Origin of the sequence: Amycolatopsis sacchari, from assembly GCF_900114035.1 — a bacterium.
Taxonomy (GTDB): Bacteria; Actinomycetota; Actinomycetes; order Mycobacteriales; family Pseudonocardiaceae; genus Amycolatopsis_E; species Amycolatopsis_E sacchari.
In genome coordinates this window covers 133,116-143,356 of the sequence record NZ_FORP01000018.1, presented here as the reverse complement: position 1 = coordinate 143,356, position 10,241 = coordinate 133,116, and the positions used below count along the sequence as shown (strand labels likewise).

The 10,241-nt window shown below is 72.1% G+C and carries 12 protein-coding genes; 6 read left to right on the top strand and 6 right to left on the bottom strand.

Annotated features, from left to right (window positions below; translation table 11 throughout):
- On the top strand, window positions 1–224 hold a 224-nt coding region (locus BMZ92_RS26175), incomplete at its 5' end, for a transposase (protein ID WP_143249948.1).
- 53 nt (window positions 225–277) lie between these two features.
- The gene (locus tag BMZ92_RS26170) at window positions 278–1,096 is read left to right on the top strand and encodes a siderophore-interacting protein (RefSeq protein ID WP_091512681.1); all 819 of its coding nucleotides are present in this window, start codon (window positions 278–280) and stop codon (window positions 1,094–1,096) included.
- Between the two features lie 169 nt (window positions 1,097–1,265).
- Here BMZ92_RS26170 and BMZ92_RS26165 read toward each other — a convergent pair whose 3' ends face one another.
- From BMZ92_RS26165 to hemW, 6 genes are all read right to left on the bottom strand, one after another.
- Window positions 1,266–3,068 (bottom strand): FtsX-like permease family protein, encoded by a 1,803-nt coding sequence (locus tag BMZ92_RS26165; protein ID WP_091512678.1) that lies wholly within the window; start codon window positions 3,066–3,068, stop codon window positions 1,266–1,268.
- A complete protein-coding gene (locus BMZ92_RS26160; protein WP_091512676.1) occupies window positions 3,068–3,814 on the bottom strand; it encodes an ABC transporter ATP-binding protein in 747 nt (248 codons plus the stop codon). Before BMZ92_RS26160 ends, BMZ92_RS26165 begins: the two co-directional genes overlap by 1 nt.
- A 70-nt stretch (window positions 3,815–3,884) precedes the next feature.
- Window positions 3,885–4,517, bottom strand: coding sequence for an SAVMC3_10250 family protein (locus BMZ92_RS26155; protein ID WP_091512673.1), 633 nt, complete (start codon window positions 4,515–4,517; stop codon window positions 3,885–3,887).
- Between the two features lie 101 nt (window positions 4,518–4,618).
- On the bottom strand, window positions 4,619–5,494 hold the full coding sequence (locus tag BMZ92_RS26150) for a hypothetical protein (protein ID WP_091512671.1): 876 nt from the start codon (window positions 5,492–5,494) through the stop codon (window positions 4,619–4,621).
- Window positions 5,494–5,988: a SigE family RNA polymerase sigma factor gene (locus tag BMZ92_RS26145; RefSeq protein WP_091512717.1), complete on the bottom strand. Its 495-nt coding sequence runs from the start codon at window positions 5,986–5,988 to the stop codon at window positions 5,494–5,496. Before BMZ92_RS26145 ends, BMZ92_RS26150 begins: the two co-directional genes overlap by 1 nt.
- Before the next feature lie 55 nt (window positions 5,989–6,043).
- A complete protein-coding gene (hemW, locus tag BMZ92_RS26140) occupies window positions 6,044–7,192 on the bottom strand; it encodes a radical SAM family heme chaperone HemW (protein WP_091512669.1) in 1,149 nt (382 codons plus the stop codon).
- Between hemW and BMZ92_RS38865 the strand changes: the two genes are divergently transcribed.
- From BMZ92_RS38865 to BMZ92_RS26125, 4 genes are all read left to right on the top strand, one after another.
- Window positions 7,154–7,354 (top strand): putative leader peptide, encoded by a 201-nt coding sequence (locus BMZ92_RS38865; protein ID WP_425425859.1) that lies wholly within the window; start codon window positions 7,154–7,156, stop codon window positions 7,352–7,354. The genes hemW and BMZ92_RS38865 overlap by 39 nt on opposite strands.
- Before the next feature lie 120 nt (window positions 7,355–7,474).
- Window positions 7,475–9,172 (top strand): nitrite/sulfite reductase, encoded by a 1,698-nt coding sequence (locus BMZ92_RS26135; RefSeq protein ID WP_091512667.1) that lies wholly within the window; start codon window positions 7,475–7,477, stop codon window positions 9,170–9,172.
- A complete protein-coding gene (locus tag BMZ92_RS38300) occupies window positions 9,169–9,324 on the top strand; it encodes an Insertion element protein (protein ID WP_091512665.1) in 156 nt (51 codons plus the stop codon). The genes BMZ92_RS26135 and BMZ92_RS38300 overlap by 4 nt, the downstream gene beginning before the upstream one ends.
- Window positions 9,321–10,025 (top strand): phosphoadenylyl-sulfate reductase, encoded by a 705-nt coding sequence (locus BMZ92_RS26125; RefSeq protein ID WP_091512662.1) that lies wholly within the window; start codon window positions 9,321–9,323, stop codon window positions 10,023–10,025. The genes BMZ92_RS38300 and BMZ92_RS26125 overlap by 4 nt, the downstream gene beginning before the upstream one ends.
- Window positions 10,026–10,241 lie beyond the last annotated feature (216 nt).

Here is a 10,241-nt window from a genome sequence, read left to right as displayed (position 1 = left end):
AGACCCTGCGAGACAAGGGCATCGTCCCGCGAATCGCTCGCAAGAACACCGCTCACGGCTCCGGTCTCGGCAAGATCAGATGGGTAGTTGAGCGGATGTTCGCCTGGCTGCACCAGTTCAAGCGTTTACGGATCCGCTGGGAACGCCGAGCCGACATCCACCTTGGCCTCATGCACCTGGCCTGCGTCCTCATCTGCTACCGCAAGCTGCCGACTTCATTATGAAACGAGTTGTTAGGGTAGCCTAACAGCACTGGGACGAGATTGAGGAGCGGCGCATGGCCGAAAAGCGCAAGGGCGGTCCGGCGGTCAGGCTGCGGGTACTGCGCAAACAGCAGCTCAGCCCGCACATGATCCGGATCGTGGCCGGAGGCGACGGGTTCGCCGCGTTCAAGCCGAACGAGTTCACCGACGCCTACGTCAAGGTGCTGTTCCCGCAGCCGGGCGTGACCTACCCGGAGCCGTTCGACATGGGGTTGATCCGGGCGGAATACCCGCGGGAGCAATGGCCGGTGATGCGCAGTTACACGGTGCGCCACTACGACCCCGACGCGCGGGAGCTGTCGATCGACTTCGTGCACCACGGGGACGAGGGTGTGGCAGGGCCGTGGGCGCGCCGCGTGCAGCCCGGCGACGAGCTGCTGCTGAACGGGCCGGGCGGGGCGTACGCGCCGGGCGACGAGGCGGACTGGCACCTGCTGGTCGGTGACGAGAGCGCACTGCCCGCCATCGCGCTGACGCTGGAGGCGATGCCCGCGGGCGTGCCCGTGCGGGTGTTCGTGGAGGTCGAGGACGCCGGGGAGGAGCAGCCGCTGGCCACCAAGGGTGACGCTCAGGTGCGCTGGATCCACCGCGCCGCGGGCGAGGACCTGGTGACGGCGGTGAAGGCGCTGGACTTCCCGGAGGGCACGGTGCAGGCCTTCGTGCACGGCGAGGCCGGGTTCGTGCGCGAGCTGCGCCGGTACCTGCTCGACGAGCGCGGGGTGCGCAAGGACCTGCTGTCGATCTCCGGCTACTGGCGCCGCGGCGCGACGGACGAGCAGTGGCGGGCGGAGAAGGCCGCCGAGCGAGCGGCGGAGGAACAGCGGGGGCGGTGACCGGCGGGGCCGGGCGGCGGGGCGGCCGAACGAAGCGCCGGCGAGCGGCCGGACGAGATGAGCGCCCCGCAAGGGGGCGGCCCCGGCCCCGGCCCCGACACCACCGTCCCACCAACACGAAACGGCCGGGCCGGATCAGACGTCCGGCCCGGCCACCCCCAGCCCCCGGCTACTCCCGCGCCCCCACCAGCCGCACCGGCGCCGTGCGCGTCGCTGACAGGGTGGTCCACACGCTGGTCGCCCCGACGACCAGGAGCGCGCCTGCCGCGACGACGCCGATGACCGCCCACGGCACCGACACCAGGCCCACCGCACCGCCGATGCCCGCCGCGCTGCCCGCGGCCGCCAGCAGCCCCAGCAGCACCCCGCTCCCGGCGACGATCTCCGCCTCCAGCAACGCCATCCGCACCACCTGCCGCCGGTCCAGCCCGGTGACCCTGGCCGCCGCGAACTCGGACTTCCGCTCGGCCGCGGCGATCACCACCGCGTTGATCACGGCCACCAGCGAGTACAGCCCGGCCAGCCCCATGAGCACGAGCATGATGCCCCTGTTGGTCGCGTACTGCTCCGACGCCGCGCTCGCCCGCCATTCCTCCACTGTGGACACCGGCTGCGGCAGGGCGGCCTCGACCACGGCGGGATCGGTCCCCGGCGGCACCTGGACGATCGTCCGCACCGGCGCCTGCGCCAGCGCCCGCGGCGGCACCAGTTCCCGCGGCAGCAGGTAGCTCGCGCCCCCGCCGTAGCTCTCCGGCAGCACCGCCACCACCCGCGGCCGCACCTCGGTGCCCCCGATCCGCATCCGCAGCGTCTCCCCCAGCTCCAGCCCCGGCCCGGCGACCGCCAGCCCGTGCAGGTCCGCCAGCGAACCGCTCACCGGCCCGCGGTGGTGCACCTGCTGGTAGGCGGCCTCGTCGACGGCGAGTGCCGAGTCCGAATCCAGGTCTTCCTCGTCGTCGCTGGTCGTGACGACCGTGACCGGCACGACGTGTTCCGTGGAGGCCACGGCGGGCAGCGGCCCCACCGTCGACGACACCACGAAGTCGGCACGGACGTCGTCGGCCAGCTCGCGCTTCCCCGCCTCCGCGAGCGTCGACATCGAGGCCGACATCCCGACCACGAGCGCCACCAGCACGAGCAGCGGCGCCGCCGTGGACGAGCTGCGGCGCACACCGTCACGCAGGTTCGCCCGCGCCAGCCCGCCCAGCGGCGTCCGCCCGAGGACGAGCCCGAACAACCGCCCCGCCATCGGCACCACCAGCGGGCTGAGCGCGCTCAGCGCCACCGCCGCGGTCAGCGCGACGTTCATCGACATCGGGATGGCCATCTCCGGCCCCCCGAGCTGCGACAGGATCGCCAGCGCGACCGCCCCGGCGAGGAACAGCAGCCCGACCGCCCAGCGCGGGCCGGTCATCACCCGCGTGGCCGCCCCGGTCTCCCGCAACGCTTCCAGCGGCCGCACCCGGGAGGCGCGGCGTGACGCGGCCAGCACCCCGAGCTGGGACACGCCGATCCCGACGCCCGCGGCCACCGCCACGATCCAGGCCCGCCACTGCGGGGAGAACGCATCCGGCAGGAAACCGAGGTCCGTCAGCAGCCACGACTGCACCCGCATCGTCACGAGCCCCAGCGGCACGCCGAGCGCCGTGCCGACCAGCCCGAGCAGGAGCGCCTCCGACAGCAGCAACCGCCGCAGCTGGCCGCGGCCACCACCGACCAGCCGCAACAGCGCGAGGTCGCGCCGCCGCTGCGCGATGGTGAACGCGAACGTGGAGGACACGATGAACACGGCGAGGAACGCCGCGAGGAACAGCGTCATCCCCAGCAGCGTGATCGCCTCGACGTAGGAGGTCGCGGACAGCAGGATCAGCAGTGAGGACTGCACCAGCGCGACACCCAGCACGACGGTGACGATCGCGCCGATGAACAACTGCCAGCGCTCGCGGAACGTGGACAGGGACAGCGCGAACATCAGGCACCCTCCAGCGACGCGAGCCGGTCCGCGACCTGCCGGGTGGACGGCTGCACGAGGCGGTCCACGATCCGGCCGTCGGACAGGAACACCACCGAATCGGCGCGAGCCGCGGCGGCCGGGTCGTGCGTGACCATCACGATCGTCTGCCCCACCGAGTCGACGAGGTGGCGCAGCAGGTCCAGCACCGTGCGCGCGGACCTCGAGTCCAGCGCGCCGGTGGGCTCGTCGGCGAACAGCACCGCGGGCCGCGTCACCATCGCCCGCGCGATGGCGACGCGCTGCTGCTGGCCGCCGGACAGCTCGCGTGGCCGGTGCCGCATCCGCTCGGCGAGCCCGACGCTCGCCAGCACCGCGCGAACGTCCTTTGTGGACACCCTCTGCCGCGCCAGTTTCAGCGGCAGCGCGACGTTCTGCTCGGCGGTCAGCGAGCCGATGAGGTTGAAGCTCTGGAAGACGAAGCCGATCTCCCGGCGCCGCAGCGCGGTCAGCTGGGAGTCGGAGGCCGCGGTGATGTCCTGCTCGCCGAGCAGGACCTGCCCGCTGCTCACCTGTTCCAGCCCCGCCGCGCAGTGCAGCAGGGTGGACTTGCCGGAGCCGGACGGACCCATCACGGCCGTCCACGACCCCCGCGGGAAGGCGATGCTCACGCCGTCGAGCGCGCGCACCCTGGCGTGCTTGCCGCCGTATTCGCGCGTCACGTCGCGGAGTTCGGCCGCCATGGTCCGTTGCAGCTGGATTGTCATGCGTCCAGTCAAGCCGCCGCGGCCTGCCGGAACACGACCGTGCGCACCCCGGTTCGCGGTGGGGCTGCCCCTACCCGGCTTCCGGCGGCGCCACGCGCTCGACGTACAGCGGCGAGGCGGCGAGCAGCTCCGGACCCCCGTCCGAGGCGGGGAACTTCGCCGTCACACGGGCGTACCCGGCCATCCACTCCGCGGTGAACCGCGGTTGCAGCAGTTCCTCCAGCATGCTCAGCACCCTGGCCGGCCAGTGGCCGGGCATCTCGTCCGGCTCCGCGTCCAGGAGCTGCCGGAACCGGTACCAGTGCGAGGCGAGCAGGTTGCCGCCCCTGCCGGGAGACGTCGGCGGCTGCCCGACGAGGTGCTCGGCCGAGCCGTGCAGCAACAGCCGCGGGGACTCCCCGGCGGCGAGGAACACGACGCTGTCGCTCACCTCGGCGTAGCTCAGCTCCGCCTCGAAGTGCACCCACCGCCCCGGCCGTACCGCCGGATCCGGGTACCAGAGCGGCCCCGGCTCCGCGGCCTCCAGCCTGGCGACGACGGCCTCGACGTGGGGCTCCGGCGGCTGGGCCGCGCGCCCCACCTTCAGCCCGCCCAGCGGCGTCTTCACCTCGGCGTCGACGTCCCGCGACCACCGGCCCCGGCCGCCGAGGGTGGGGCGCAACTGCGTCAGTTTCGCCTGGGAGAGGTACACCAGATCGCGCATCCGTCCATGATCCCCCGAAAACAGCATCGCCTCCCCGCGACCTGGTGGTCGCGAGGAGGCGATCCCGGACCGGGAGGCACCGCGCGCCTCCCGATCGGCAACTAAGACGGCACCACGGAGGACGCGATGGCGGTCAGCACGCCGTGCTCGGCGTGCGGGCTCGACACCGTCACCGTCCGCCCGTTGTCGAGCTTGCGGGAAACCTTGTCGAGGGTCGCCCGCTCCTGGTCCGTGTAGATCTCCGTGTTCGGGTCGTAGCCGGTCTCGTTCGCCGGCAGCCACACCGACACGCATTCGGCCGCCGGCGGGTACCACGACTCCTTCGGCGGGCAGAGCGTGAGCATGTCGTCACCCGCGGCGTGCCCCCACGTGACGACCCGCAGCGACGACGGCACCCGCAGTGAGCGGAGCAGCGCCGTCAGGCGAGTGGGGGTTTCCGACACGTGTTTCGCGTAGTCCAGCGGGTTCCGGGCCCACACGTAGATCCACTTGTCCGGCGCCACCTGCCACGACACCTGGCCACCCATCGGCGCGTCGGTCGACATGATCGCCGGCTTGCCGTTGACCGTGACGCGCTTCGGGTCGCCGAACTTCTTGCCGGGGTCGCTGTTGTCGACGCCCACGAGCACGGTGGCGCTCCCGTGGTACTCCGCCGACATCCGCCCACCGGCGTTGGAGAGCTGCCAGTTCGCCAGCTTGAAGCCCGGCGCGGAGAACGTGAACGGCAGCTCCGGCACGGTCACCTGCTCCTCGCCCGCCGCGGGCGCGGCGACCGGCAACCGCGTCTCGTCGGACGGCTGGTTCAGCACGACGGCCCCTGCCGCACCGAGCCCGCCCACGGTCACCAGCACGGCCGCCGTCAGGCTCACCGTCCGCCGGCGCCGGATCCGCTTCCTGGCACCGGCGAGCACCGTTTCGGGATCGGGGGCCAGCGGTTCGCGGGCCCGCAATGCGCCGCTCAACCGCGGTTCCGTCATCACGCCACCTCCATGTCGGTGTTGATCCGCCCGCGCAGCACGGCAAGGCCGCGCGAGATGTGACTGCGCACCGTGCCGACGGCACAGCCGAGCACTGCGGCGATTTCGTCGTCGTCCCGGTCCTCGTAGAACCGCAGCACGATCGCGGCCTGCTGGGCCCGGCTCAGCCCGGCCAGCAGCCCCGCGAGCTGGTCGGAGTCGGCCACCCGGACCGCCGGGTCCGGGAAGGACCCCTCCCGCAGCTCGGCGACCTCGGCCGTCGACCAGACCGCGCGCTGGTACCAGCGCCGCCGCCACGACAGGTAGCCGTTGACGACCATCTTGCGCAGGTAGAGGTCGGGCCGGTCGGTCGCCACCACCCGCCGCCAGCGCTGGTGGGCGCGGACGAGCGCGTCCTGCACGACGTCCTGCGCCAGCTCGCGGTCGCCGGTCAGCACGGCCGCGAACCGCACCAGCCCGGGTAGCTGTTCCCGGGCGAAGTCCTCGAAGTGCACATACACCAGATGCCGGCACCGCGGCTCCCGGTTGCACCCGGGCGCGAAAAAGATCTCAGGCGGCCAGCCGCCGCACCACGGCGTCGGCGAGCAGGCGGCCACGGTCGGTCAGCACCGCCCTGCCCGCGCCCAGCGCGGCCGCGTCCAGCAGCCCCTCCGCCGCGGCACCCACGGACTCGCGCCTGCCGTCGGCGTCGAGCGCGTCGAGCGGCAGGCCCTCGGCCAGCCGCAGCTCCAGCATGATCCGCTCCAGGTGCCGGTCGGTGTCGGTCAGCTCCTCGCGCCCGGCCTCCGGCGACTTGCCCTCGGCCAGCAGCGCCGCGTACCGCGCGGGGTGCTTGACGTTCCACCAGCGGACCCCGCCGACGTGGCTGTGCGCGCCCGGCCCGGCGCCCCACCAGTCGCCGCCGCGCCAGTACCCCAGGTTGTGCCGGCAGCGCGCGTCCTCGGACGCGGCCCAGTTCGACACCTCGTACCAGGTCAGACCGGCCGCCGACAGCTTCGCGTCGATCAGCTCGTAGTACTCGGCCAGCACGTCCTCGTCGGGCATCGGCAGCTCGCCGCGCCGCACCCGCCGCGCCATCGCCGTGCCGTCCTCGACGATCAGCGAGTACGCCGACACGTGGTCCACGCCCGCCGACAACACGGCGTCCAGCGACGCCTGGAGGTCCTCCACCCGCTCTCCGGGGGTGCCGTAGATCACGTCGAGGTTCACGTGCTCGAACCCGGCCGCCCGCGCCTCCTTCGCCGCCGCCACGGGACGGCCCGGCGTGTGCACGCGGTCGAGCACCCTGAGCACGTGCCGCGCCGCGGACTGCATGCCCAGCGACACCCGCGTGTACCCGGCCTCGCGGATGCCCTCGAAGAACTCCGGTGACGTGGACTCGGGGTTGGACTCGGTGGTCACCTCGGCGTCCGGCGCGAGCCCGAAACTGCCGCGCACGGCGTCCAGCACGGCGGCCAGCCCGTCGGCACCGAGCAGCGACGGCGTGCCGCCGCCCACGAAGACGGTTTCGGCCGGCCGGGGGCCCAGCTGCCGCACCCCCAGCTCCAGCTCCCGCTTCAGGCCCTCCAGCCAGGACGCGGGCGACGCGGTGGAGCCCAGTTCGCCCGCCGTGTAGGTGTTGAAATCGCAGTACCCGCAGCGGGTCGCGCAGAAGGGGACATGGACGTAGACGCCGAACACCCCTCCAGTGTCCCCCATGTCAAGGAGCGTGATGCCGCTCCCACCATGCGGACGCCACTGGACCACCCCTTGGGCGCGTGGCACGCTGAGGACGTGACTTCTGCCGGTGTTCTCCTCGTGGCGCGCCGCCACGTCGACCTCCGGCGTGTCGCCAGCGCACTGTGCCGTCCGTTCTGCTGACGCCGCTCCCCGTTCCCACCACGAATTCTGGACAGCGGGCGCCGGCCGCCGCCACCCCTCCCGTATTCCGGAACAGGGGGCCCGTGTGCGCCGGTGCCTCCGATCCCCGGAGGACTCCTCATGGCTTCGCCGACGCGCGAAACTCCCCCCGCCCGTGCCCCGCGTGCCAAGCAGCGGCGCGGAGAGGGCCAGTGGGCGCTCGGCTACCGCGAGCCGCTGAACCCGAACGAGCGCTCGAAGAAGGACGACCACCCGCTCAACGTCCGCGCGCGCATCGAGAACATCTACGCCGCGGGCGGGTTCGACTCGATCGACCCTGGTGACCTGCGTGGCCGGTTCCGCTGGTACGGCCTCTACACCCAGCGCAAGCCCGGGATCGACGGCGGCCGCACGGCCACCCTCGAACCGGAGGAGCTGGACGACGAGTACTTCATGCTGCGCGTCCGCGTCGACGGCGGCGTCCTGACCACCGAGCAGCTCGCGCTGATCGGCGAGCTGTCGCAGACCTACGCGCGCGACACGGCGGACATCACCGACCGGCAGAACGTGCAGTACCACTGGATCCGGATCGAGGACGTGCCGACGATCTGGGAGAAGCTGGAAGCCGCCGGCCTGACCACGATGACCGCGTGCGGCGACAGCCCGCGCGTGATCCTCGGCTCGCCGCTGGCGGGCATCGCCGAGGACGAGGTGCTCGACGCCACGCCCGCGATCGACGAGATCAAGCGCCGCTACCTGGGCAAACCCGAGTACGCGAACCTGCCGCGCAAGTTCAAGACCGCGGTGTCGGGGCTGCCGGACGTGGCGCACGAGATCCACGACGTCGCGTTCGTCGGCGTGGTCCACCCCGAGCACGGCCCCGGTTTCGACGTCTGGGTCGGCGGCGGGCTGTCCACCAACCCGATGATCGGGCAGCGGCTCGGCGCGTGGGTGTCGCGTGACGAGGTGCCCGACGTGTGGGAGGGCGTCGTCTCGGTCTTCCGCGACTACGGCTACCGGCGGCTGCGGTCGCGGGCGCGGCTGAAGTTCCTGGTCAAGGACTGGGGTGCGGAAAAGTTCCGCCAGGTGCTGGAGGACGAATACCTGCACCGCAAGCTGGCCGACGGGCCCGCGCCCGAGGTGCCGGCGGTGCAGCACGACCACGTGGGCGTGCACCGGCAGAAGGACGGCAACTACTACGTGGGCGCGGCGCCGATCGCGGGCCGGGTGTCCGGTTCCCTGCTGATCGCGGTCGCGAAGGCCGCCGAGCGGGCGGGGTCGGGCCGGGTCCGGCTGACGCCGCTGCAGAAGCTCGTCGTGCTGGACGTGCCCGAGGCCGAGGTCGCGGGCCTGCAGGCGGAGCTGGCCGAGCTGGGCCTGCCGACCGAGCCGAGCCCGTGGCGGCGCGGTGTCATGGCGTGCACCGGGATCGAGTTCTGCAAGCTCGCCATCGTCGAAACGAAGGTGCGCGCGAAGGAACTGGTGGCGGCGCTGGAAGAGCGGCTCGCCGACATCCAGGCCGACGTGGCCAACCCGGTCAGCGTGCACATCAACGGCTGCCCCAACTCCTGCGCCCGCATCCAGACCGCCGACATCGGGCTCAAGGGCCAGATCGTCACCGACGACGACGGCAACCAGGTCGAGGGTTTCCAGGTGCACCTGGGCGGCGGGCTGGGCCTGGACGCCGGGTTCGGCCGGAAACTGCGCGGGCACAAGGTCACCGGCGACGAGCTGATCTCCTACGTCGAGCGGGTCGTGCGCAACTACCACGCCCAGCGCGGCGAGGGCGAGCGGTTCGCGCAGTGGGTCGCGCGGGCCGACGAAGCGGACCTGCGATGAGCGAGCGCGCCACGCCGTTCTACTGCCCGTACTGCGGGGACGAGGACCTCCGGCCCGCCGAGGACGCCGACCGGGCCTGGCTGTGTGGCGCTTGCAGGCGTGTCTTCACTGTGAATTTCCTGGGAATCCGGTTAGGGCAGGGAGCGAAATGACCGCGGTCACCTCCGAAGAAGATCTGAAAGCGTTGGCGCACAAGGCATCCGAGGAACTCGCGGACGCGACCGCGCTCGAGGCGCTGGAATGGACCGTGGGAACCTTCGGGGACGACTTCATCGTTGCCTCGAACATGCAGGACGCGGTGCTGATCGACCTGGCGACCCGGGTCAAGTCCGATGTGGACGTTTTGTTCCTGGAGACCGGGTACCACTTCGCCGAGACGATCGGCACCCGTGACGCGGTGGCGACGGTGTACCCGGACGTGCGGATCGTCAACGCGCAGGCGGAGCAGTCGGTCGCCGAGCAGGACGCCGAGTACGGGCCGAAGCTGCACGAGCGCGACCCGAACCAGTGCTGCTTCCTGCGCAAGGTGGTGCCGCTGCGCAAGACGTTGTCGAACTACTCGGCGTGGGTCACCGGCGTCCGCCGCGTGGACGCCCCGACGCGCGCCAACACCCCGATCGTCACGTGGGACGACCGCAACGGCCTGGTGAAGGTCAACCCGATCGCCCCGTGGACCGACGAGGAGTTCCGGGCGTACATCGAGGAGCACGGGATCCTGGAGAACCCGCTGGTGTCGGAGGGCTACCTGTCCATCGGCTGCGCGCCCTGCACCGCGAAGGTCGCGCCCGGAGCGGACCCGCGCAGCGGCCGCTGGGCCGGCAAGTCCAAAACCGAGTGCGGCCTGCACGGCTGAGGAATGGAGATCCCACATGGCTTGCTCAGCGGCGCGAGTAGCGGAACCTCAGGCGCCTTCTCGCTCCGGGATCGCCTCCTCATGAATTCCCACCCGCCAGCCCAACCACCACCCCTCATGGACGCTCCGCGACTGCGCCTTTCACCACGTCGGCGCTGTCCTCGCGAGAAGACCCCTGAGAACCCGCGGCGGCGCCAGCTGACGGCCGCACAAACC